Annotated in this window: 20 protein-coding genes, 1 tRNA gene and 1 riboswitch; of the genes, 7 read left to right on the top strand and 14 right to left on the bottom strand. The window is 44.8% G+C overall.

The window, feature by feature from the left end:
• The first annotated feature begins 52 nt into the window (after positions 1–52).
• Positions 53–475, top strand: a complete 423-nt coding sequence (locus tag R7Z49_RS09925; protein WP_005380804.1) for a hypothetical protein — start codon at positions 53–55, stop codon at positions 473–475.
• A 113-nt stretch (positions 476–588) separates the two neighbouring features.
• Here R7Z49_RS09925 and R7Z49_RS09920 read toward each other — a convergent pair whose 3' ends face one another.
• From R7Z49_RS09920 to moaA, 11 genes are all read right to left on the bottom strand, one after another.
• Complete coding sequence (locus tag R7Z49_RS09920; RefSeq protein ID WP_042523110.1) at positions 589–1,536, bottom strand: glutathione S-transferase family protein; 948 nt, start codon at positions 1,534–1,536, stop codon at positions 589–591.
• Positions 1,537–1,703: 167 nt separating this feature from the next.
• Positions 1,704–2,717, bottom strand: coding sequence for a murein tripeptide/oligopeptide ABC transporter ATP binding protein OppF (oppF, locus tag R7Z49_RS09915; protein ID WP_005387265.1), 1,014 nt, complete (start codon positions 2,715–2,717; stop codon positions 1,704–1,706).
• Positions 2,696–3,667: an ABC transporter ATP-binding protein gene (locus tag R7Z49_RS09910; RefSeq protein ID WP_005380792.1), complete on the bottom strand. Its 972-nt coding sequence runs from the start codon at positions 3,665–3,667 to the stop codon at positions 2,696–2,698. Before R7Z49_RS09910 ends, oppF begins: the two co-directional genes overlap by 22 nt.
• Before the next feature lie 27 nt (positions 3,668–3,694).
• A complete protein-coding gene (gene oppC, locus R7Z49_RS09905) occupies positions 3,695–4,597 on the bottom strand; it encodes an oligopeptide ABC transporter permease OppC (RefSeq protein ID WP_005380790.1) in 903 nt (300 codons plus the stop codon).
• Between the two features lie 15 nt (positions 4,598–4,612).
• Entirely contained in the window at positions 4,613–5,533 is a 921-nt protein-coding gene (oppB, locus tag R7Z49_RS09900; RefSeq protein WP_005380786.1) for an oligopeptide ABC transporter permease OppB, read from the bottom strand.
• A gap of 128 nt (positions 5,534–5,661) precedes the next feature.
• Positions 5,662–7,338: an ABC transporter substrate-binding protein gene (locus tag R7Z49_RS09895; RefSeq protein WP_017633862.1), complete on the bottom strand. Its 1,677-nt coding sequence runs from the start codon at positions 7,336–7,338 to the stop codon at positions 5,662–5,664.
• Between the two features lie 531 nt (positions 7,339–7,869).
• Positions 7,870–8,325 carry a molybdopterin synthase catalytic subunit MoaE gene (gene moaE / locus R7Z49_RS09890; RefSeq protein WP_017821374.1) on the bottom strand — a complete coding sequence of 152 codons (456 nt, stop codon included), beginning with the start codon at positions 8,323–8,325 and terminating at the stop codon, positions 7,870–7,872.
• A gap of 1 nt (position 8,326) precedes the next feature.
• On the bottom strand, positions 8,327–8,584 hold the full coding sequence (moaD, locus tag R7Z49_RS09885; protein WP_017636051.1) for a molybdopterin synthase sulfur carrier subunit: 258 nt from the start codon (positions 8,582–8,584) through the stop codon (positions 8,327–8,329).
• Positions 8,581–9,060, bottom strand: a complete 480-nt coding sequence (moaC, locus tag R7Z49_RS09880; protein ID WP_005380779.1) for a cyclic pyranopterin monophosphate synthase MoaC — start codon at positions 9,058–9,060, stop codon at positions 8,581–8,583. The genes moaD and moaC overlap by 4 nt, the downstream gene beginning before the upstream one ends.
• Positions 9,061–9,086: 26 nt before the next feature.
• Positions 9,087–9,599 carry a molybdenum cofactor biosynthesis protein B gene (gene moaB / locus R7Z49_RS09875; RefSeq protein WP_005388935.1) on the bottom strand — a complete coding sequence of 171 codons (513 nt, stop codon included), beginning with the start codon at positions 9,597–9,599 and terminating at the stop codon, positions 9,087–9,089.
• A 101-nt stretch (positions 9,600–9,700) separates the two neighbouring features.
• Positions 9,701–10,690: a GTP 3',8-cyclase MoaA gene (moaA, locus tag R7Z49_RS09870; protein ID WP_005380776.1), complete on the bottom strand. Its 990-nt coding sequence runs from the start codon at positions 10,688–10,690 to the stop codon at positions 9,701–9,703.
• A riboswitch (molybdenum cofactor riboswitch) is annotated at positions 10,679–10,813 on the bottom strand. Its footprint overlaps the gene before it by 12 nt.
• A 175-nt stretch (positions 10,814–10,988) precedes the next feature.
• Here moaA and R7Z49_RS09865 point away from each other — a divergent pair.
• Positions 10,989–11,885 carry a YvcK family protein gene (locus R7Z49_RS09865; RefSeq protein WP_017821373.1) on the top strand — a complete coding sequence of 299 codons (897 nt, stop codon included), beginning with the start codon at positions 10,989–10,991 and terminating at the stop codon, positions 11,883–11,885.
• A gap of 137 nt (positions 11,886–12,022) precedes the next feature.
• On the opposite strand, the gene luxU is transcribed toward R7Z49_RS09865, so the two are convergent.
• The 3 genes from luxU to uvrB all read right to left on the bottom strand — a co-directional run bounded on the left by luxU (position 12,023) and on the right by uvrB (position 16,093).
• Entirely contained in the window at positions 12,023–12,367 is a 345-nt protein-coding gene (luxU, locus tag R7Z49_RS09860; RefSeq protein ID WP_005380770.1) for a quorum-sensing phosphorelay protein LuxU, read from the bottom strand.
• Positions 12,364–13,770, bottom strand: a complete 1,407-nt coding sequence (gene luxO / locus R7Z49_RS09855; RefSeq protein WP_005380768.1) for a quorum-sensing sigma-54 dependent transcriptional regulator LuxO — start codon at positions 13,768–13,770, stop codon at positions 12,364–12,366. The genes luxU and luxO overlap by 4 nt, the downstream gene beginning before the upstream one ends.
• Positions 13,771–14,062: 292 nt before the next feature.
• The gene (gene uvrB, locus R7Z49_RS09850; RefSeq protein WP_017636056.1) at positions 14,063–16,093 is read right to left on the bottom strand and encodes an excinuclease ABC subunit UvrB; all 2,031 of its coding nucleotides are present in this window, start codon (positions 16,091–16,093) and stop codon (positions 14,063–14,065) included.
• Positions 16,094–16,652: 559 nt separating this feature from the next.
• On the opposite strand from uvrB, the gene R7Z49_RS09845 reads away from it, so the two are divergent.
• The 5 genes from R7Z49_RS09845 to rsxC form a co-directional block, all read left to right on the top strand.
• Positions 16,653–16,728: transfer RNA gene (locus R7Z49_RS09845), tRNA-Asn, on the top strand.
• A 350-nt stretch (positions 16,729–17,078) separates the two neighbouring features.
• On the top strand, positions 17,079–19,376 hold the full coding sequence (pflB, locus tag R7Z49_RS09840; RefSeq protein WP_053349610.1) for a formate C-acetyltransferase: 2,298 nt from the start codon (positions 17,079–17,081) through the stop codon (positions 19,374–19,376).
• Between the two features lie 305 nt (positions 19,377–19,681).
• Positions 19,682–20,260, top strand: coding sequence for an electron transport complex subunit RsxA (gene rsxA / locus R7Z49_RS09835; protein ID WP_005380762.1), 579 nt, complete (start codon positions 19,682–19,684; stop codon positions 20,258–20,260).
• A 3-nt stretch (positions 20,261–20,263) separates the two neighbouring features.
• Entirely contained in the window at positions 20,264–20,860 is a 597-nt protein-coding gene (rsxB, locus tag R7Z49_RS09830; RefSeq protein ID WP_005380760.1) for an electron transport complex subunit RsxB, read from the top strand.
• An 8-nt stretch (positions 20,861–20,868) separates the two neighbouring features.
• A partial coding sequence (gene rsxC / locus R7Z49_RS09825) for an electron transport complex subunit RsxC (RefSeq protein WP_318111594.1) occupies positions 20,869–23,253 on the top strand: 2,385 nt, incomplete at its 3' end.

Raw genomic sequence — 23,253 nt, 5'->3', positions numbered from 1 at the left:
ATACGTAAAAGCTACTGCAATGCACAAACTCATTGACTGCTAAGGAATATATATGAAGGATTTCATCAATACATCACTGATAAAGTTTGGTTTAGCTGCGTTTCTGATTAGTTTTTCTTCATTCAGCTTTTCCGCCCCGAGTATTAAAGGCGTCGATCAAGATATGTCCGGAGGAACGGTGACCGCTGAAATGGCTCATGCTGATGACAATGGGTGGATGGTTGTCCACCGAACAGACGAATCAATGAAGCCTGGTCCTGTTATCGGCTACGCTCCGTTAAAAATGGGAAAGAATGAAAACGTAAATGCAATTTTGATGGAACCAGTAGAATCAGGCGATATGCTGATGTTAATGGTCCACGGAGAGAAAGGTGGCATGAAGACTGGTGTGTTTGAGTATACGCTCGGCGCTAAAGAGGACGGTCCTGTAAAAGTGGACGGAAAGCTAGTGATGGACATCGTACGCGCTAAGTAAGGTGACGATGAATGAAAAAGTAAACTCCTACTCCCGGTATTTAGATGACACAAAAGTACTTAACGGCATTGCTAACCGTTAAGTACTTTTTCATTTGCGATGGAAGCAGCAAACTAGCCAATCCTTTCTCTTCCATGAGGAGTATTTAGGTCTAAATCAGGCCCTTTTGGTACAACTTGCGTCGGATTAATCCCAGTGTGGCTGAAGTAGTAGTGGCGTTTAATGTGATAGAAATCCGTCGTGTCTTCGACGCCTTCAACTTGATACAACTCTTTTAAGTAGCCTTGTATATTTTCGTAGTCTGCGATGCGCTGCTTGTTACACTTGAAATGCCCCACATACACCGCATCAAAACGAATAAGAGTCGTAAACAAACGCCAATCCGCCTCAGTAATTGTGTTCCCTGCTAAGTAACGATGCGTCGCTAGGTGAGCATCGATTTTATCTAACGCATTAAACAAAGAATCAAACGCTTCTTCATACGCCTCTTGTGTAGTCGCGAAGCCACAACGATACACTCCGTTGTTGACATTCGGATAAACAAAATCGTTCCACTCATCAATAACGTGTTTTAGATGTTCTGGATAGTAGTCGTCGTGATTCCCTGTTAACGCATTGAATTCCGAATTGAACATGCGAATGATCTCTGACGACTCGTTTGACACAATAGTATTGGTCTTTTTATCCCAAAGTACAGGCACGGTTACGCGGCCCGTGTAATCGGGTTTGGCCTGCGTGTAAATTTGATACATGCGCGTGTGACCAAACAATGGCTCAGGAAGCCCCATTTGCCAACCTTGGCTGAGCATATCAGGGCAAACGACCGTGACATCAATATGTGGTTCTAAACCTTTCAGCTTGCGGAAAATGAGGGTTCGATGTGCCCACGGACAAGCAAGAGAGACATACAAATGGTATCGACCGGACTCTGGTGTAAACTCCGCATCAGGGTCGTTTTTAACCCAGTTACGGAATCCGGCATCTTCGCGCACAAATTTGCCACCATTTGATTTTGTGTCATACCAGACATCTTGCCAAACACCTTCAACCAACTTACCCATGATTGCTCTCCTCTCGTTCTGTTTGTGTCTATATTAGCGTTTCCTATCAAACAGAGAATCATCGAACTTAGGACATCATGTTCAAGAAATTCGAATGTATAAATCAGACACATAAAAAAAGCGCGACCCGATGAAGGTGTCGCGCTTAAGCCCGTCACAGGCTGAATTTATACACTAACGTGTAAACAAGATACCGCGTGAACGTCATTACCTAAAATGGTTGGCTTTGTCTTCGCACACTCTTCGGTTGCTTGTGGGCAACGAGTGCGGAATACACAACCCGACGGTGGGTTGATAGGTGAAGGAAGATCACCCTCTAGCATTTGGATTTTCTTATTGCGCTCAATATCCGGGTCCGGGATCGGAACCGCAGACATTAGCGCACGCGTATATGGGTGCTTAGGATCAGCAAACAGAGCCTCGGCCTCGCCAAGTTCCACGGCATTACCTAAATACATAACTAAAACGCGATCTGAAATGTGTTTAACGACAGACAAGTCATGCGCAATGAATACCAGAGAAAGCCCTAACTCTTTTTGAATCTCTTTAAGTAGGTTAACCACCTGAGCTTGAATAGATACATCAAGCGCCGATACTGGCTCGTCACAAATGATCATCTTAGGCTTAAGGATAAGCGCACGCGCTATCCCGATACGCTGACACTGACCACCCGAGAACTCGTGTGGGTAACGGTTAATCACGTTAGGTAATAGGCCAACTTTCGCCATCATCTCTTTAACGCGATCTTTCACTTCCTGCTTAGACAGTTCTGGATAGAATGTCTCAAGAGGTTCAGCAATGATATCACCAACAGTCATACGCGGATTCAGCGATGCCAATGGGTCTTGGAAAATCATCTGAATTTCTTTACGCGTCTCACGGCGCTGAACGCTTTTCATTTTAGTAAGGTCTTGACCCAACCAAACTACTTGGCCGTCAGTAGCTTCAACCAGACCAATGATGGCACGAGCAAACGTCGATTTGCCACAACCTGATTCACCTACTACACCAAGCGTTTCCCCTTCGTATAGTCGAACGTTCACGCCATCTACCGCTTTCAGGCTCGAAGGCTTTGACCACGGCCATGCCGACTTTGAGGCAATGCTGAAGTGAACTTTCAGCTCAGAAATGTCCAGAATTAGTTTTTTGTCTACTGCGTTCATTTGTTCCAAGCCTCCCATTCAGAAAAACATGCACGCTGACGACCATCACCAAATGGTGTCAGAATTGGCGCCTCGCGCTTACAACGATCCATCACACGGTGACAGCGCTCTTGATAAGGGCAGCCCGGCGGTAGACGAAGCAAGTTTGGTGGATTACCAGGAATGGTCGGCAGAATTTCACCCTCAGTATCGAGGCGAGGAATCGCCTTCAGCAGCCCCTCCGCATAAGGATGGCTTGGATTGTAGAAAATTTCGTTTACGTTGCCGTACTCCATGGTACGGCCTGCATACATCACCAGCACCTTGTCACACGAACCTGCAACCACACCAAGGTCGTGAGTGATCATGATGATCGCTGTGTTGAACTCAGATTTCAGCTCATTCAACAAGTCCATGATCTGTGCTTGTACCGTCACATCAAGTGCTGTTGTTGGCTCATCGGCTATAAGCAGTTTAGGACGACATAACAACGCCATCGCGATCATTACACGCTGACGCATACCGCCTGAAAACTCATGCGGGTACATCGTGATACGCTTACGCGCTTCAGGGATTTTTACCGCTTCCAGCATGCGTACTGATTCTTCAAATGCTTCCGCTTTGCCCATGCCTTTGTGCAGCATAAGCACTTCCATCAACTGATCACTGACTTTCATGTAAGGGTTCAGTGATGTCATTGGGTCTTGGAAGATCATTGCGATCTGTTCCGCACGCACTTTGTTCAGTTCTTTTTCTGGTAAGTTTAGGATTTCTTTGCCTTCAAACTTTGCGCTACCAGAAATAATACCATTCTTAGCCAAAAGGCCCATGATTGCGAATACGGTTTGAGATTTACCTGATCCCGACTCTCCAACGATACCTAAGGTTTCGCCTTGGTTGAGAGAGAAGTTCAAATCGTTTACTGCGGTTACGATACCATCTTGCGTGGTGAATTCGACGCGCAGATCTTTGACATCTAATAAGCTCATCATTGCTTCCTTAATCTTATCTTTTAATTATCTGTCTTTTGGATCCAGCGCATCGCGCAGGCCGTCACCAACGTAGTTGAAGCAGAATAGCGTCACAACCATGAACACTGCTGGGAATGCCAGCTGCCAGATTGCTACTTCCATTGTCTGTGCACCTTCTTGTAGAAGAGCGCCCCAACTTGTCATTGGTTCCTGAACACCAAGACCAAGGAATGATAGGAATGATTCCGTTAGAATCATACTTGGGATAAGCAGCGTAGAGTATACCGCTACAATACCCAGTACGTTCGGTACGATATGACGAGTAATGATTTTCCAGTTGCTTACACCACACACATGTGCCGCTTCGATAAACTCCTTGCTACGTAGACTAAGAGTCTGACCACGTACGATACGCGCCATATCTAGCCATGCGATAGCACCAATCGCAACGAAGATCAGCATGATGTTACGACCGAAGAATGTTACCAGTACAATCACCAGGAACATAAACGGTACCGCGTATAAAATTTCTAGAATACGCATCATTACGCGGTCAACTTTACCGCCGATGAAACCAGATGCTGCGCCGTAGAGCGTACCAATCAGTACCGCTACAAATGCACCCATAACACCTACCATCAACGAAATACGACCTCCAATTAGCGTACGCACGTATAAATCACGGCCTAAGCTGTCAGTACCAAACCAATGGTCAGCATTCGGTGCAACGTGCATCGCGTACCAGTCAGTATCATCAAATGTGTACGGTGCGATCATTGGCAGGATAATAACCGCCAACGTCATTAGAATAAGAAGGAATAAGCTCACCATCGCCGCTTTGTTGCGCATGAAACGGATACGAGCATCTTGCCAAAGACTGCGACCTTCAATCTCCAAGTTTTCGGAGAATTTCTCAATCGCTTCTAGGTTTTCTTTTTTCGTTAACATAACCAAACGTCCCTGTTAGTAGCGAATTTTCGGGTCAATCATTGCAAGTAAAATATCTACAATCGCGTTGAATAGAATAAATAGGAAACCAATCAGAATGGTTACCCCCATTACTAGCGAGTAGTCACGGTTAAATGCAGCGTTAACGAATAGTTTACCAATACCAGGCAGACCAAAAATGGTTTCGATAACAACGGAACCGGTGATGATACCTACGAAAGCTGGGCCCATGTAAGAAACAACAGGGAGAAGTGCCGGCTTAAGAGCGTGTTTGATAATGATGTAACGATAACTTAAACCTTTAGCACGTGCCGTACGAATAAAGTTACTGTTTAGGGTTTCGATCATCGAACCACGCGTGATACGAGCAAAGGTAGCAACATACAGTAGCGACATACCAATAACAGGAAGCACTAAATACTGCCAGCTACCATCTTGCCAACCGCCCGCAGGGAAGATATTCCAATGAAGCGAGAATATGTAGATAAGCGCAGGCGCTAATACAAAGGATGGCATAACGACACCAAGCATCGCAGTCGACATAATGGTGTAATCAATCCAAGTATTTTGCTTGAGCGCAGCAATGGTACCGACGGTAACCCCCATTATCAAAGTAAAGATAAAGGCGATGAAGCCCACTTTAGCCGAAACAGGTAAGGCAACCGCGATCAGCTCGTTTACTGAGTAATCAAGGTATTTAAATGACGGTCCGAAATCACCTTGGATAACATTGGTCAAATACGTGGTGTATTGTTCAAATACAGGTTTATCCAAGCCATATTTAGCTTCGATATTTGCCATTACTTCGGGTGGCAATGGACGCTCTGTAGAGAAAGGGTTTCCCGGTGCAAAGCGCATAAGAAAGAAAGATACGGTGATCAAAACCAACATTGTTGGGATCGCCTCAAATATCCTTTTTGCGATGAATTTAAGCATAAACTCACTCTTTCAGTCTGTGACAGTTAAATTAAAGAAGTCGTCCAATTCTTTTGGACTAAAGATAGGCGCTACATGCAATTTCTCACATGTAGAGCCTCATTTTTATAGTTCTATCGAGTTACGAATTACTCTGTGATGTAGAGATCTTTAGAGTAAATCTTGTCTTCCGCGTTATTTACTGGGAAGCCACCAACTTTCGGTGATAGTAGACGTGATTTCACGTACTGGTAGATAGGTGCGATTGGCATATCTTTTGCCATCAACTTCTCTGCTTCTAGGTAAAGTGCTTGGCGCTCTTCGTCAGAAGTTGAAGCAAATGCTTTGTTCATGATCGCATCGTACTCTTTGCTGTCGTAGTGAATACCACCAGTAGTGTTATTACTCATCATCAGCGTTAGGAAAGATGAAGCTTCGTTGTAGTCGCCACACCAACCTGCACGAGCAACCTCAAAGTTGCCAGAATCTTTGGTAGATAGGTAAGTTTTCCACTCTTGGTTTTCTAGCGTAACATCTAGACCAAGTGTCTTCTTCCACATTGAACCCAGTGCAACCGCAAGTTTCTTGTGGTTCTCTGATGTATTGTATAGAAGGTTAAATTCAAGAGGGTTGTCTGCGCCGTAACCCGCTTCTTCCAATAGACGCGCAGCTTCTGCGTTACGCTCTTCTTGCGTCATTTTGCCGTATGCAGGAATTTCTGGGTTGAAACCTGCCGTAATTTCAGGTGTTAGGAAGTAAGCTGGCTTTTGACCTTGACCTAAAATCGCATCGGTCACAATGTTACGGTCAATCGCATAAGAAATCGCTTTACGCACACGAACATCATCAAACGGCTTTTTCTTCGTATTGAAGATGTAGTAGTAAGTACATAAGTTACCGGTTACAGACACTTCTTGTGGGTGCTCTTTCTTCAGACGCTTGAAGTGCTCTGTAGGCAGCTCATTCGTGAAGTCGATTTCACCCGCTAGGAAGCGGTTCATTTCCGCTACTTGGTTCTCGATTGGTAGGAAAGTAACTTGGTCAAGCGTCGTGTTTTCGTTGTCCCAGTACTGTTCGTTACGTTTTAGAACCAAACGCTCGTTTACAACCCAGTTGTCAACAACATAAGCACCGTTACCTACAAAGTTCTCTGGCTTCGTCCATTGATCGCCGAACTTTTCAACAGTTGCTTGATGAACAGGTTTCACTGTCGTGTGGCCCATCATCATTACAAAATATGGTACTGCAGTATCTAACTCAACCACTAACGTGTGGTCGTCAACCGCTTTAACACCTAACTCGCTCTTATCTTTTTTACCCGCAACAATGTCTTTTGCGTTCTTCATCTTGGTGTATTCCATGTACCAAGCATATGGAGAGGCGGTTGCTGGATCGACTGCACGTTGGAAGCTGTAAACGAAATCACCTGCAGTGACAGGATCACCGTTTGACCATTTTGCGTCTTCACGTAAGTGGAAAGTGTATGTTTTGTTGTCTTCAGTTTCCCAAGATTCTGCAACACCAGGGATAGTGTTACCGTCCGCATCTTGGTTTACAAGGCCTTCAAGAAGATCGCGAATCACGTGGGATTCTGGAACACCTTGAGATTTATGAGGGTCTATTGTCGCAACTTCTGTACCGTTACCACGCACCAATTCTTGAACAGCAGCAAGTTTTGGCTCTTTAGAATCAGATTTAGCTTCAGGGGCTGGAGCCGGAGCAGGCTCAGCAGCTTGTTTCTCCGCAGGCTTTTCACCACAACCAGCTAGAGCGAGAGAAAGACCAGCACCAATAAATAAAGCGCGCGTGATTTTATTCTTATACATGCGTAAAACTCCAAATTTTTTCGTTAGCATCCATGACTTCTTTGTAAGGGCCTGGAACGGTCAGAGTTTTAGATTTTTTTAGTGCACTTTCTGAGCACAAAAGTCTAAAACCTTACAAAGACTGCGGCACACATTAGCAATCATTGAAGTAATTTGCCATAAAAATGTAGCAAAAAAACCAATAATGCTGACTAAACCACACATATCTAGCAGTAAACTCTAACCCCAAAGCATTCACCAGCCAAATAAAGACCAGAAGCGACATTTAACAGGCGAAACTTTCGATTAATCTGAGTTTAAACCATTTACTAGCATCTTATGCTAGATATTTACACATCATTTAACATTTATGACAAATCAAGTCTAACAAATAATTGTTTATATATTGGGCAAAAAACTTTTATTGTGAAGAATATCACCAGACAAAAGATAGGAAATATTGAAACAAAGTGAGCAATACAATGAAGATAAATACAAAAAAAGCTAAGTACCATTAGCACTTAGCTTTTTTCACTAGAATGCGGGTTAGTTCTATTTTTCCCAACGCTGTGCAGCTTGATGATCGGTGTCGCGCGACTCAACCCAACGATCTTCATTCGTCGTACGCTCTTTTTTCCAAAATGGTGCTTGGGTTTTCAGATAATCCATGATGAACTCGCACGCATCAAATGCCGCGCCGCGGTGCGCACTGGAAACGCCCACAAATACAATTTGATCACCGCTATCCATGTCTCCGACGCGATGAATCACGCGTACACCTAATAGTGGCCAGCGAGACTCAGCTTGATCACAAATGTCGCTCAAGCTCTTCTCTGTCATCCCCGGATAGTGCTCTAGATGTAAACCAATCACATTATCCCCAAGGTTCATATCTCGAACTTTACCAACGAATGTAACGACAGCGCCAGCAGCCGTCCCTTCAGATAGACGTTGATATTCTTGCTCAACCGAAAAGTCTTCAATTTGTACAGAAACACGAGAATCCATCTTAACCCCCAGTTACCGGCGGGAAAAACGCAACTTCATCACCTGCTTTTACTTGTGTATCCAGAGGGACGATAGATTGGTTCACTGCAGCAAGTAGCTTTCCTGGCTCGAGCGCTAAATCCCACTTGCCATCTTTCTCAGTGCCTTCTTCCACTAGATGTGCACGAATTGATTCAACCGTTTCAAACGGCCCGTCTAACTCAACACTGTCGATGCCAATCAGCTCGCGAGTTTGAGCAAAGAAAAGTACTTTAATCATGATTCCACCTTAAAGTGACCAGATTTACCACCCGTTTTCTCTAATAGACGAACTTGACCAATGACCATGTCTTTTTGTACTGCTTTACACATATCGTAAATCGTTAGAGCAGCAACGGAAGCTGCCGTGAGCGCTTCCATTTCCACACCAGTTTTACCCGCAAGTTTACATACTGATTCGATGCGAACTTTGTTCTCTGCTTCGATAGCTTCCAGTTGAACTTCAACTTTAGAGAGTAGTAGCGGATGACAAAGTGGAATCAAATCCCAGGTTTTCTTCGCAGCTTGAATACCAGCAATACGAGCCGTCGCAAATACATCACCTTTATGGTGCTGGCCAGAGACAATCAGTTGAAGTGTTTCTGGGGCCATGTGAACAAATGCTTCAGCACGAGCTTCACGAACCGTCTCCGTTTTTGCTGACACGTCAACCATGTTTGCTTCGCCAGAAGCATTGATATGTGTAAATTGGGTCATTGTTTTTCCTTCGCTTTTAGGAAAGGTTATACAGATAGGTGTGGCATGAAGTTACAAGGGCGATGACTTGCATCCAACTGCTGTTTAATAATTTTTGTCCAGCCTGTGCGGCACGCACCAGTTGAACCTGGCATTGCGAAGATCACGGTGTGGTTAGCAAAACCAGCAATCGCACGAGACTGAATCGTAGACGTACCGATCTCTTCGTACGACACCATACGGAACAACTCACCAAAACCTTCAACTTCTTTATCAAATAGAGGCTTAAGTGCTTCTGGCGTGCTATCACGTGAGGTGAAACCTGTACCGCCAGTAATCATGATCGCTTGTACGCTTTCATCAGCAATCCATTGAGAAACAATCGCGCGGATCTTGTACATGTCATCAATAACAATTTGCTTGTCTACTACGTTGTGACCCGCTTCTTGAGCATGCTCAGCTAGGTAACGACCAGAGGTATCGTTTTCTTCAGTACGAGTGTCAGATACCGTTAGAACGGCAATATTTGCAGGTTGGAATTTGCTTTCAGCGTGACCCATTTGTTCACCTATTCTCTTAATTAGCTTTGATACGCTTGGTATCGATTCGGAAAAAGTTAGAGCCAGCTTATCACTAAGCTCGCTCTAAAAGTTGAATGAAGTTAGCCGCCGATAGACGCGAGGTGTGGCGTCATACCAGTATTGCCATCATGCAAGAAATGGCTTACCGACTTGGTTTGTAACTGCGCCTGGATACGTTCAATAAGCTCACTCTCTTGCTCATCACGTTCCAAAAGATCACGCAATTCTACACCGTAGTCTCCAAACAGACATAGGTGCAGCTTACCCATCGCAGAAACGCGCAGTCGGTTGCAGCTTTCACAAAAGTCTTTTTCATAAGGCATGATAAGACCTATTTCACCCTTGTAATCAGGATGAACAAATACTTGCGCAGGACCATCATTATGCGAGCGTACTTTCAGCAACCAACCATTTGCAATTAGCTGGTTACGAATTGCCACTCCGGATACATGGTGCTTATTAAATAGCTCATCCATCTCACCCGTTTGCATCAACTCAATGAAACGCAGTTGGATTGGACGATCTTTTATCCAGTTAAGAAACGCTGGCAGCTCGTGATGGTTCAGATCTTTCATCAACACCACATTAACTTTTACTTGCTCATAACCGACCTCGAACGCACGTTCGATACCATTCATGACTTCAGTAAACTTATTTTCACCTGTGATTTGATGAAACATACGCGGGTCAAGGCTATCCACACTGACATTAATGTGGGTTAAACCCGCTTCACGCCAATCTGCGACTTGTTTTGCCATGCGATAGCCATTGGTTGTCGTTGCAACTTTTTGAATGCCAGGCGTCGCCGCTACTGAATGGATAATGTCGGTAAAATCTTTGCGTAAGCTAGGCTCACCACCAGTGATGCGCACTTTTGACGTGCCACAATCAGCGAATGCTTTTACGACCCGTTTGATTTCAGGGAGAGATAAAAAAGACGAGTTTTTATTGCCCGAAGGCTTATAGCCATCAGGAAGGCAATAGGTACATTTGAAATTACATACGTCGGTCACAGACAGACGCAAGTAATAAAACTTACGATGAAATTTGTCTTCGAATTGTTGCGCCACGGAACACCTTTCCAAACACGGGAGGCATGGCCATTTCCAATCATGCCCTTGTGACAGTATGCCACTGGCTCAAAACGCTTATCCAAGGACTTAGCAATAGTGAGCTCGGAGTTATGGCAACCAGAGATATGAAATCTCTGATAGCTTTGCGGTGTAAAATACTTAATATTTGTAATGGAATCCAGACTTGAGTGATAAAAAACTCTCTAGAGACACAATTTACCGCTAAGTGAGTACCTTTAAGACACTCCTTAAGATAAATTGTAGCCGTTTTTTATTAGATTATTAGAAGAACATAATGAATATCTACACAGATAAAAAAGTGGTCGCTGTTGGCGGTGGTCATGGCTTAGGTCGAATGCTGGCCGCATTACGAGATTTTGGCAGCAATGCAACTGGGATTGTTGCCACGACTGACAATGGTGGTTCAACAGGAAGAATTCGTCACTGCCAAGGAGGAATCGCTTGGGGAGACACACGTAACTGTATTAATCAGCTCATTACAGAGCCTTCGATCAGTTCTATGATGTTTGAATATCGCTTCAAAGGCACTGGCGAACTTGATGGTCATAATCTTGGTAATTTGATGCTTACTGCACTCGATAACTTATCGGTCAGACCTTTAGATGCCATTAATCTGATTCGCAATATGTTAAAAGTCGACGTTAACATCCTTCCTATGTCCGAACACCCTTCGGATCTTTCCGCGTTATCCGTAGATGGGAAGTGGGTTACGGGAGAAACAAATGTCGACGAAATGAAAGCAGACTTGCGACGTTTGGATCTTTCACCAGAAGTACCTGCTACCAAAGAAGCCATCACAGCTTTGGCGGAAGCGGACGCGATTATTCTTGGCCCTGGCAGTTTTTTAACTAGTATCATGCCTCCTTTATTGCTGCCTGAACTCGGCAAAGCGATTGCAGCAAACACAAAAGCAAAAGTCATTTTTGTTGCTAACCTGAGTCCAGAATACGGCCCAGCAGGAAGAATGACGATGGCTCAAAAATTAGAATGGTGTGAACGTGCCTGCCAAGGAAGAAAAATAGACGTGGTTCTAACAGAGAAAACCGAGCAAGACGTCTTAAGTCAATGGAATGTAGTGACGGAGTCACTCGCCTCCTCTAACCGAGACTGGCGTCACGATAGAAACAAGCTCAAACTAGCGATTGAAAATCAGCTACAACTTTCTATCTAGGAGCACGTTACCTGACTAGCGCCCTCTTTTAAGTTGTTTATTGATAATGAAAACCCTTCTGTCATCGAAGGGTTTTAGTTCAGGCATCCAGTAAGAACAGATGTTTACTAAGAAAAATGGTTAATAGGAATAAATAGCTACTGTCGCCAAGAGCGATAAGCATCTCGAGTTTCGTGCAAAAGATCGAACATAACCTCTAACACCTCAGACTCCGCAGTTAACTCACCGGCTTTCGCTTTTTTGTCTATGGACATCGCCAGTTCACAAAGGCGATCTGCCCCAAAGCTCGCAGCACTACTTTTCAACGCGTGGCTGATTTCTTTTGAGTAAGCTAATCGCTCTGCCCCCTGTAGTTGGGATAAGTTCTCGATATAGGTATCCATTTCTCCTAGGAAGATATCGAACAGTACAGGTACGTTGTCACTGCCAATTTCCATCGACAGTTCATCTATTTTTTGCTGATTTAATACATTTACACTCATACTTTTTGCCGCTCTTCCTTGCCGTTCCATGCCTGTAACTTGCGGTAAATCGTCGACGGACTGACATCAAGGTATCCCGCCGCTCGAGGAATATTGCCATCACATGCTTCAATCGCTTGCTCGATTGCCATTTTTTCCGTCATCCATAATGGCATAATCTCAGATGCGGTCATCGCTTTCGGCTCAATTAATTTAGCCACAGACGACGGACGGTCAAGCGGTTGATTCAACGGTGGCGGTAACATGTCCAACGTAATCTCTTTACCGTTGTTTAGAACAACGATATTGCGTAGCACGTTTTGTAACTGACGAACGTTACCCGGCCACTCATAGCTGTTGAATCGCTCGATGACATCAGGCGCAAAACGTATGAAGCTTTTTCCTTCTTCGTGTGACATGTAACCTAACAGTGAGTATGCAATTTCAATAACATCTTCGCCTCGTTCGCGTAAAGGCGGTAAATGCAAAGGAATGACATACAAACGATAGTACAAATCTTCACGGAATCGACCTTCTTGCACCTCTTTCCATGGGTCACGGTTAGTGGCACACACAAAGCGCACATCCACGCTCTTCATTTTTGAGGAACCCACTTTTTGGAATGTGCCCGTTTGAATAAATCGTAGCAACTTGGTTTGTAAATCCAAGTCCATCTCACAAAGCTCATCTAGAAAAAGTGTGCCGCCATCCGCTAACTCAGCTGCCCCTTGACGATCATTCGCAGCGCCAGTAAAGGCCCCTTTTACGTGACCAAACAGTTCACTCTCAATCAAATCTTTTGGAATTGCAGCACAGTTAATTGCAATAAAAGGTTTGTCACCTCGTTTACTTGCTGCGTGAATAGCCTCGGCACATACCTCTTTACCAGTACCACTTTCACCAGTGATAAAAATACTCGCTTTACTGCTCGCAGCTGAATCTATCGTACGGTAAACCTGCTGCATGGTTTGGCTACTGCCGATAAACCCCTGATAGCTCTGATTACCTGGATTATCGGCTTCATTTTTTAGTTTGGTCGCTTTACGAATGGCATTGTTAACCGTGACACGTAAACGGTCTGCTTCACACGGTTTGATTAAAAAGTCTTGTGAGCCATGACGCATGGCCTCGACAGCGGTATCGATAGAACCGTGAGCGGTCATAAAGATTATAGGTACGTCGGGATGACTCTTTTTAACGGCATGTAAAACGTCCATCCCCGTCATATCTGGCAGACGGAGATCGAGTAAAATAAGATCTGGAATTCGATGATTTAGGCTCTCAATGGCATCCCTACCTGTGCCGACAATATTGATATCTATGCCAAGCGGTGTCAGGTATGAGCGGTACAGAGCCGCAACAGATGCGGTGTCCTCGACCATTAAAAGGTAACGAGACTTTGGGCCTTCGGGTTTTTGTTGCATAACCTAGCTATTATTTTGTTGTGTTTTAAACAATAATCGCATTACGCTTTGCATTTTGCAAATAACATTAGCTAAATTATGAGCAAAGGAAAAAATTCAAAAATAATATCAATTATTTAAAAAGTGGCACAAACCATGCTGTAACGATAGTGACCCCTCGGGTCACCTAGCCAACTGACGTTGTTAGTGAACGATATGTTCACAAAACAAGCCAATAGACCCGACTGCCTATTGGCTTCTTTTTTTTTACAAGCGACCTAAAATGCTTAGATAGCTAAATCGGTAAGTTTGTTCAACTATTTGCGATGAACTGCGCTCGTAGTTTTTCAATCTCGTCACGCTTTTGTGCCGCTAACTCAAATTCTAAATCTTGCGCATGCTGATACATCGCCGCCTCCAGTCGACTGATTTCTTTTTCTAGCTGCTGAGGGGACAGTGCCTCGTAAGTTTGCGAAGGCTCCGCCACTTTCGATAATGGTACCTGTTTAGTGTTACGCTGGCGTTTAGACTTAGTGATATCGCCAAGTTCCATGATGTCTTTGATATTTCGTTTGAGCGCTTGTGGCGAAATACCCATTTCTTCGTTGTACGCTTCCTGCTTCTCGCGACGACGGTTAGTTTCATCCATCGCCTTTTTCATTGAGTTGGTGATTCGGTCAGCGTATAAAATCGCCTTACCTTCGATGTTTCGTGCAGCACGACCAATGGTCTGAATGAGTGAGCGTTCAGACCGCAAGAAGCCCTCTTTATCCGCATCCAAAATTGCAACTAACGAGACCTCTGGCATATCCAGGCCCTCTCTCAATAAGTTGATTCCCACCAGCACGTCAAATTCTCCAAGGCGAAGGTCACGGATAATTTCCACACGCTCAACAGTATCAATGTCTGAGTGTAAATAACGTACCTTAACATCATGTTCGTGAAGGTATTCGGTGAGATCTTCAGCCATTCGTTTGGTCAGTGTTGTAACCAGAACTCGCTCATCTTTAGCAGCGCGAATACGGATCTCAGACAATAGGTCGTCGACTTGGGTCGCTACTGGGCGAACTTCCAACTCAGGGTCAAGCAAGCCTGTAGGACGAACGACTTGATCCGCTACATCACCCGCCGATTTTTCTAGTTCGTAATTTCCAGGAGTAGCAGAGACGAAAATCGTTTGTGGCGCTAGTGCTTCAAACTCCTCAAACTTCAGTGGACGATTATCCAAAGCTGAAGGTAACCGGAAACCAAACTCCACCAGCGTTTCTTTACGCGAACGGTCGCCTTTATACATGGCACCTATCTGCGGTACTGTCACGTGAGATTCATCGATGATCAACAAGCCATCATGAGGTAAGTAGTCAAACAGGGTTGGTGGCGGCTCACCTTCCGAGCGTCCACTGAGATAACGAGAATAGTTTTCGATACCGGAGCAAAAGCCCAACTCATTCATCATTTCGATATCGAATTGAGTGCGCTGGCTAATTCGCTGCTCTTCCAGTAGCTTGTTGTTATCTAGAAGCTGCTTTTTGCGCACTTCTAGTTCGACTTTAATATTTTCAATCGCTTCAAGAATGCGATCTCTTGGCGTCACATAGTGCGTCTTGGGATAGATGGTATAGCGCGGCAAGTCTCGTTGTTTGACCACGCCTGTCAATGGGTCGAACACACTGATGCAATCCACCTCATCGTCAAACATCTCAACGCGCACAGCGTCTTGGTCTGATTCAGCAGGGAATATATCAATCACCTCGCCACGGACACGGAACTGCCCTCGCTCAAAAGCAACATCATTGCGCGAGTATTGGAGCTCCGCTAGGCGACGAAGCATATCACGCTGATCAATCACATCTCCACGTCGCAAATGAAGCATCATTTGTAAGTAGGATTCCGGATCACCCAAACCATAGATAGCTGAAACCGAAGCAACGATAATAGCGTCTTTCCGTTCCAATAAAGCTTTAGTGGCAGACAGTCGCATTTGCTCAATGTGGGCGTTAACCGAAGCGTCCTTTTCAATGAAAGTATCTGTTGTGGGAACGTATGCTTCAGGTTGGTAGTAATCGTAGTAAGAAACAAAATACTCAACCGCATTATTAGGAAAGAATGACTTCATCTCACCATATAACTGAGCAGCAAGCGTTTTGTTTGGCGCAAGTAATATTGCAGGTCGTTGGGCTTGAGCAATCACATTCGCTAGTGTGAAGGTTTTACCTGAGCCTGTGACCCCCAACAAGGTTTGATGTGCTAGCCCAGCATCGAGCCCCTCAAGCAACTGATTGATCGCTCCTGGTTGATCGCCCGATGGCTGATAATCGGAGACCAATTCATAGACTTTACTCATACCCTTCCTCAATTTTACTGCGCTTTGGCTGTATATATATACACCTTAGCTAATGAAATCTACGTCTATCGAGAATTTAACCATCATTGTTAATAAATTTTCTTGTTTGTCTAGAATGCTATAGCCATACAAAAGTGACTCTGATATAGTACTTCGCCCTAGTTGAAGAGCTACACACATTCTTTACATTATAGTTTCCACAACTTTTCCCCAAAAATTAGCTTAAAACTTTCTTATCCCCAAAAGATTGATTTTTATCCACTTTGAATACCTTTTGATTAACATCGATAAATCTCTGTTTTATTTGCTTATTTTACGCATAACTCCGACTAAAAACTCATTAAATAAAAACTTAGTTGCATATTAATTTTCTTTACCCAGATCTCATCAACATACTTATCCACAAATTTAGTGGATAACTAACCTCGAGCCTTTACTGGCAAGCCATACAGAAAAGTAAAGCCCTTAAATCAATATTTTTTGCTAAAAATGTATTTTTTTACTGTTGACAGTAGTTTGAGTGCTCGGTAAGATTCTTCCCGCTTTCAAGCAAAGCAATTCCTCCTTAGCTCAGTTGGTAGAGCGACGGACTGTTAATCCGCAGGTCGCTGGTTCGAGCCCAGCAGGAGGAGCCAGATTATAGAAAAGCCGTGTCGCAAGACACGGCTTTTTTGTATCTTAATCGCCATGAAATCTAAGCCAATCTAGGCGCCATAAAATCACACCGAAATAAGTTCAAATTACAGAACTCATAACATTGTCATAGATAGTGTTCTCACAGCACCACACATTTAATTCTGTCTCTTTTCTAGCAAAACACAATCGTAAATAGTTGAATCTATTATTAATGCAATTTAATCATTAAAAAAATGAAAAGCATTCATTTTACTCATAATAAATAAATCCATACGATTAAAAGGGTTAAGAATGGTTCCGTCCTACTCGTCGCCTCCATTCTAATTATCAATAACTTAGGGATTTACTTATGACTATTCCGACAACTGACATGCTAGATGCATGGGCTGGATTTACTGCTGGTGAATGGCAAAACTCTGTCAACACTCGTGACTTCATCCAAAAAAACTATACACCCTATGAGGGAGACGAGACTTTCTTAGCTGAAGTTAGCGAATCCACTTCAGCGTTATGGAACCAAGTGCTTGAAGGCATAAAACAAGAAAGCCGCACACACGCCCCTATTGATTTTGACACAGACTTGCCCTCAACAATCACTTCCCACGATGCAGGCTACATCAACAAAGATCTGGAAAAGATCGTTGGCTTACAAACTGATCAACCGCTAAAACGTGCAATCATCGCCAATGGCGGGATTCGCATGGTAAAAAACTCGTGCGAAGTTTATGGCCGCGAGCTAGATCCAACGGTTGAAAAAATCTTCACTGAATACCGTAAAACTCACAACAAAGCGTGTTTCGACCTTTACACCCAAGAAATTCTAGCCTGTCGTAAATCAGGCATCATCACGGGCCTTCCTGATGCCTATGGCCGTGGTCGTATCATTGGTGACTATCGTCGTCTCGCCCTATACGGTATCGACTTCTTAAAAGCAGACAAAAAAGAGCAATACAACTCAACACAAACGTTCTTAGAACAAGGCAACGATCTTGAGAAAACACTTCGTCTTCGCGAAGAAATAGCTGATCAAGTTCAAGCGCTTGAAGACATTCGTCAAATGGGTCTGAAATACGGCATTGATATGTCGCTACCTGCAAAAACTGCACAAGAAGCGATCCAATTTACCTACTTTGGCTACCTAGCGGCGGTTAAATCGCAAAACGGCGCAGCAATGTCACTGGGCCGTACTTCGACTTTCCTAGACGTCTATCTAGAACGCGATATAGCAAACGGTTTGATTGATGAATCACAAGCGCAAGAAATGATTGACCACTTCATCATGAAGCTACGCATGGTTCGCTTCCTACGCACACCAGAATACGATTCATTGTTCTCTGGCGACCCAATCTGGGCAACCGAAGCCATGGCTGGTATGGGCGTTGATGGCCGTACGCTAGTATCTAAAACGACATTCCGGTACTTACATACACTACATACTATGGGCCCTGCTCCTGAGCCAAACATGACGATTCTTTGGTCAGAGCAATTACCTGAAGCGTTCAAACAATATGCTGCAAAAGTGTCGATTGATACCTCTTCGGTTCAATACGAAAACGACGATCTAATGCGTCCTGATTTCGACAATGACGACTACGCGATTGCCTGTTGTGTGAGCCCGCAGGTTGTTGGTCAGCACATGCAATTCTTTGGTGCACGTGCCAACCTTGCAAAAGCACTGCTTTACACCATCAATGGTGGTATCGATGAAAAATCGAAAGCGCAAGTGGGTCCGGTAGTGGACAAAGTTCAAGATGAAATTCTCGACTTTGACGCTTTGATGCCTCGTTTCGACAATATGTTGGAGTGGCTAGCAACGCAATACGTCACAGCGTTGAACATCATCCATTACTCACATGACCGTTACAGCTACGAAGCATCACTGATGGCATTGATGGATCGCGACGTGCACCGCACCATGGCGTGTGGTATTGCAGGTCTGTCTGTTGTCGCTGACTCTTTGGCGGCAATTAAATACGCGACCGTGAAGCCTGTTCGTGATGAAGATGGCATCGCCGTTGATTTTGAAATCGAAGGTGATTATCCAAAATTTGGTAACAACGATGCCCGTGTTGATGACATCGCTTGTGATCTAGTTGAGCGCTTCATGAAGAAAATTCAGAAGATGCACACCTACCGCGAAGCAGTGCCAACTCAATCGATTTTAACAATCACATCTAACGTGGTTTACGGTAAAAAAACGGGTAATACACCTGATGGCCGTCGCGCAGGTATGCCTTTTGGACCGGGTGCAAACCCAATGCACGGTCGTGATGAAAAAGGGGCGGTTGCGTCTCTGGCATCGGTTTCTAAATTACCGTTTGCTTACGCTAAAGATGGTATTTCTTACACTTTCTCAATTGTGCCGAGCGCATTGGGTAAAGATGACTTGAGTCAGAAGAAGAACCTAGCTGCGCTAATGGATGGTTACTTCCATCACGAAGCAAGCAACGAGGGCATTGCGATTGAAGGTGGTCAACACCTTAACGTCAACGTTCTGGACCGAGAGATGTTATTGGATGCGGTTGAACATCCAGAGAAATACCCTCAGTTGACGATTCGAGTGTCTGGTTATGCGGTACGTTTTAACTCTCTAACGACAGAGCAACAGCAAGACGTCATCACTCGTACCTTCACAAGTAAGATATAAACACAGTCCATCAAGCACTCAGAAAGTTTAAATAATTAGCTTGTAAATATGCGTTGCCCGCCTCTCTTTTCTACCTGGGAGAGGCGGGCTTTTTTTAAAATCACACATTAGATGAAAATTAATAGGTAGTATCCTCTCGCTAACAATACATTCAGCAAACGATTCAATTTCTTATTGATTCATCAAAATACATCAATTAGACGACTATTTTTCCATCGTGTATGTAAAACCACATCGTTCACTGGTTGTTATTGGTGTCACAAAACACGATAATATCAAGATCGGATTTTAAGAACGTAATAACTATGACCGAATATGTTTTGTTGTTGGTCGGCACTGTGCTGGTGAACAACTTTGTACTGGTGAAGTTTTTGGGCCTATGTCCTTTCATGGGCGTGTCCAAAAAACTGGAAACAGCAATAGGTATGGGCTTAGCGACAACTTTTGTGCTAACGCTCGCGTCAGTGTGTGCGTATTTAGTGGAAAGCTACATCCTTCGTCCACTGGGTATTGAGTACCTTCGAACCATGAGTTTTATTTTGGTGATAGCCGTTGTGGTGCAGTTCACCGAAATGGTTGTGCACAAAACCAGCCCGACGCTTTATCGCTTGCTTGGCATTTTCTTACCGCTGATCACAACAAACTGCGCAGTATTGGGCGTGGCACTTCTTAACATTAATGAAAACCATAACTTTATTGAATCGATCATCTACGGCTTCGGCGCCGCTGTTGGTTTCTCATTGGTGTTGATACTTTTTGCATCCATGCGAGAGCGCATAGCCGCCGCCGACGTTCCTGTACCTTTTAAAGGTGCATCAATAGCAATGATTACAGCAGGTTTAATGTCACTCGCCTTTATGGGCTTTACAGGTTTGGTGAAGTAAGCGATGAGTACGATTTTAATTGCGATTATCGCGTTAGCGGTTCTGGCTGCGATTTTCGGCGCGATACTTGGTTTTGCTTCTATTCGCTTTAAAGTTGAAGCGGACCCTATTGTGGATCAAATCGACGCCATTTTACCGCAAACTCAATGCGGTCAATGTGGCTACCCTGGTTGCCGCCCTTATGCTGAAGCAATTGCAAATGGCGACCACATCAACAAATGTCCACCTGGTGGTCAGGCAACAATCGAAAAGCTCGCCGACTTAATGGGTGTTGAGCCAGAAGAATCTGCGCACGATCTCGACAGCAAAATTCCAACCGTTGCGTTTATTCATGAAGACATGTGTATTGGCTGCACTAAGTGTATTCAGGCGTGTCCGGTGGATGCAATTGTAGGCGGAACAAAGGCGGTCCATACCGTAATCAAAGACGAATGTACGGGCTGTGACTTGTGTGTTGCCCCATGTCCGACTGATTGTATTGAAATGATTCCTGTGGCAACGACCACAGAAAGCTGGAAGTGGCAACTTCACTCCATTCCGGTACTTAACATTACGGATGCTGCCGACAATGCAGCGAACGTGAAAGATTCAATTAAGTAAGGTTTCACATGTTGTCTTTGATTGAACAAATTCGTACAGGCGCGCTTTGGGATTTCCCAGGTGGTGTGCATCCGGCAGAAAATAAAAAGCAGTCCAACAAAACTGAACTCGCTCATGCGGCTATCCCGTCAGAAATTGTATTGCCGCTAAAACAGCACATTGGTAAAGCGGGTAACCTACTGGTTGCCGAAGGTGACTACGTATTAAAAGGTCAGCCATTAACGCAATCGGAGACCGGCTTTACGGTTCCAGTGCATGCTCCAACATCAGGTACGCTCACCGCGATTGAGCCACGAACTGTCGCGCACCCTTCTGGGTTAAGTGAGTTGTGCGCAGTCATCACGCCTGATGGGAAAGATGCATGGTGTGAAAGAAACCCCGTCGCAGATTACCAACAAGAAACCCCTGACGCACTGATTGATATTATTCGTCTCGCTGGTATTTCTGGTATGGGTGGCGCAGGTTTCCCTACTGCAAAAAAAATCCAATCAGGTTTTGCTCGTACCGAGATTCTTATCGTTAATGCAGCAGAGTGCGAGCCATACATCACGTCTGATGACAAGCTCATGCAAGAACATGCCGAAGAGCTTATTCAAGGTATCGAAATTGTCGAACATATCCTGACACCAAAGCTCACGATTATTGGCATTGAAGACAACAAACCAGAAGCAATCAAAGCGCTAGAAGCTGCGGCTATAAACAAAGATATCGTTATTCGCGTTATCCCAACTAAATACCCTTCTGGCGGTGAAAAACAGCTGATCAAAATTTTAACCAATAAAGAAGTGCCAAGTGGCGCGATTCCAGCCGATATTGGTATTTTGGTTCAGAATGTTGGTTCTCTTTACGCTATAAAACGCGCAGTCATCGACGGTGAGCCGATGATAAAACGCATCGTGACTCTCACTGGTAAAACCTTCAAACAACCACGCAACGTTTGGGCATTATTAGGGACACCAGTACAAGCACTGTTGGATGAGTTTGGCTATAAAGCAGATAAGAAGTTACAGCGTTTAATTATGGGTGGGCCAATGATGGGCTTTACCCTTCCTCACTCCCAAGTGCCGATTACCAAGACAGCAAACTGTATCCTTGCTCCGACTCGTCGTGAGATCTCTCCGCACCAGTATGAGATGGAATGTATTCGCTGTAGCCAATGTGCAGAAGCGTGCCCTGCTTCGCTGCTGCCTCAACAACTGCAATGGCATGCAAAAGCTGAAGAGTATGACAAACTCGAAGAATTAAACTTAAAGGATTGTATCGAGTGCGGCGCTTGTGCGTTTGTATGTCCAAGTGAAATTCCGCTCGTACAGTACTACCGCCAAGCGAAAGCAGAAATTAGAACTAGAACACAAGAAGCGGAAGCTGCAGAGCGAGCAAAACTGCGTTTTGAAGAGAAAAAAGCGCGTATGGAACGCGAAAAAGCAGAACGTGAAAATCGCTTCAAGAAAGCTGCCGATCAGCGCCGTAAAGAGATGAAGTCTTCTGGCGGCGATGATGCGATAGCAGCAGCAATCGCACGAGTGAAAGCTCAAAAGACAGAAACCACAGAAAAAACAGAGCCAGCAGTAAAACCAGCCGTAGCGGCAGCCATTGCCAAAGCGAAGGCGAAACAAGCGGCAGCAGCTAAAGCAGGCTCTAGTGAACCTGATAACTCAGAAATGGCAAAACTGCGCGAAGAGCGCAAACGTCTTGCTCGCGAACGGAAAGCGCAAAAAGAACAAGGCGAAACGCCAGACAATAACGCTGATGATAAAAAGTCGGCAGTTGCGGCCGCCATCGCCCGAGCTAAAGCGAAAAAAGCACAACAAGAAGATTCAACTGAATCTGTAGAATCGGAAACGTCTGCACAGCAAGACAGCGATCCGAAGAAAGCCGCGGTTGCTGCTGCCATTGCACGTGCCAAAGCACGTAAAGCGAAGCAAGCAGACTCAACTGAAGCGGAAGAAGCTGACGCACCTGCTGAGCAAACCGACGATCCGAAAAAAGCCGCAGTTGCCGCTGCAATTGCTCGAGCCAAAGCGCGCAAAGCTAAGCAAGCAGACTCAACCGAAGCGGAAGAAGCTGACGCACCTGCCGAGCAAACCGAAGATCCGAAAAAAGCCGCCGTGGCTGCTGCGATTGCACGTGCCAAAGCACGTAAAGCGAAGCAAGCAGACTCAACTGAAGCGGAAGAAGCTGAAGCACCTACTGAGCAAACCAACGATCCGAAAAAAGCCGCCGTGGCTGCTGCGATTGCACGTGCCAAAGCGCGAAAAGCGAAGCAAGCAGACTCAACTGAAGCGGAAGAAGCTGAAGCACCTACTGAGCAAACCGACGATCCGAAAAAAGCCGCCGTGGCTGCTGCGATTGCACGTGCCAAAGCGCGAAAAGCGAAGCAAGCAGACTCAACT

The organism is Vibrio sp. 1562 (assembly GCF_033340155.1).
In the GTDB taxonomy this organism is placed as follows: Bacteria; Pseudomonadota; Gammaproteobacteria; order Enterobacterales; family Vibrionaceae; genus Vibrio; species Vibrio alginolyticus.
Note: the sequence above shows the minus strand (reverse complement) of the source record. Positions and strands in the feature narration are given on the sequence as shown.

What these genes read in the sequence shown, in the direction of transcription:
- R7Z49_RS09925 (WP_005380804.1), top strand. Translation starts at nt 53, where the DNA reads ATGAAGGATTTCATCAATACATCACTGATAAAGTTTGGTTTAGCTGCG.
- R7Z49_RS09920 (WP_042523110.1), bottom strand. Translation starts at nt 1,536, where the DNA reads ATGGGTAAGTTGGTTGAAGGTGTTTGGCAAGATGTCTGGTATGACACA.
- oppF (WP_005387265.1), bottom strand. Translation starts at nt 2,717, where the DNA reads ATGGGAGGCTTGGAACAAATGAACGCAGTAGACAAAAAACTAATTCTG.
- R7Z49_RS09910 (WP_005380792.1), bottom strand. Translation starts at nt 3,667, where the DNA reads ATGAGCTTATTAGATGTCAAAGATCTGCGCGTCGAATTCACCACGCAA.
- oppC (WP_005380790.1), bottom strand. Translation starts at nt 4,597, where the DNA reads ATGTTAACGAAAAAAGAAAACCTAGAAGCGATTGAGAAATTCTCCGAA.
- oppB (WP_005380786.1), bottom strand. Translation starts at nt 5,533, where the DNA reads ATGCTTAAATTCATCGCAAAAAGGATATTTGAGGCGATCCCAACAATG.
- R7Z49_RS09895 (WP_017633862.1), bottom strand. Translation starts at nt 7,338, where the DNA reads ATGTATAAGAATAAAATCACGCGCGCTTTATTTATTGGTGCTGGTCTT.
- moaE (WP_017821374.1), bottom strand. Translation starts at nt 8,325, where the DNA reads ATGGATTCTCGTGTTTCTGTACAAATTGAAGACTTTTCGGTTGAGCAA.
- moaD (WP_017636051.1), bottom strand. Translation starts at nt 8,584, where the DNA reads ATGATTAAAGTACTTTTCTTTGCTCAAACTCGCGAGCTGATTGGCATC.
- moaC (WP_005380779.1), bottom strand. Translation starts at nt 9,060, where the DNA reads ATGACCCAATTTACACATATCAATGCTTCTGGCGAAGCAAACATGGTT.
- moaB (WP_005388935.1), bottom strand. Translation starts at nt 9,599, where the DNA reads ATGGGTCACGCTGAAAGCAAATTCCAACCTGCAAATATTGCCGTTCTA.
- R7Z49_RS09865 (WP_017821373.1), top strand. Translation starts at nt 10,989, where the DNA reads ATGAATATCTACACAGATAAAAAAGTGGTCGCTGTTGGCGGTGGTCAT.
- luxU (WP_005380770.1), bottom strand. Translation starts at nt 12,367, where the DNA reads ATGAGTGTAAATGTATTAAATCAGCAAAAAATAGATGAACTGTCGATG.
- luxO (WP_005380768.1), bottom strand. Translation starts at nt 13,770, where the DNA reads ATGCAACAAAAACCCGAAGGCCCAAAGTCTCGTTACCTTTTAATGGTC.
- uvrB (WP_017636056.1), bottom strand. Translation starts at nt 16,093, where the DNA reads ATGAGTAAAGTCTATGAATTGGTCTCCGATTATCAGCCATCGGGCGAT.
- pflB (WP_053349610.1), top strand. Translation starts at nt 17,079, where the DNA reads ATGACTATTCCGACAACTGACATGCTAGATGCATGGGCTGGATTTACT.
- rsxA (WP_005380762.1), top strand. Translation starts at nt 19,682, where the DNA reads ATGACCGAATATGTTTTGTTGTTGGTCGGCACTGTGCTGGTGAACAAC.
- rsxB (WP_005380760.1), top strand. Translation starts at nt 20,264, where the DNA reads ATGAGTACGATTTTAATTGCGATTATCGCGTTAGCGGTTCTGGCTGCG.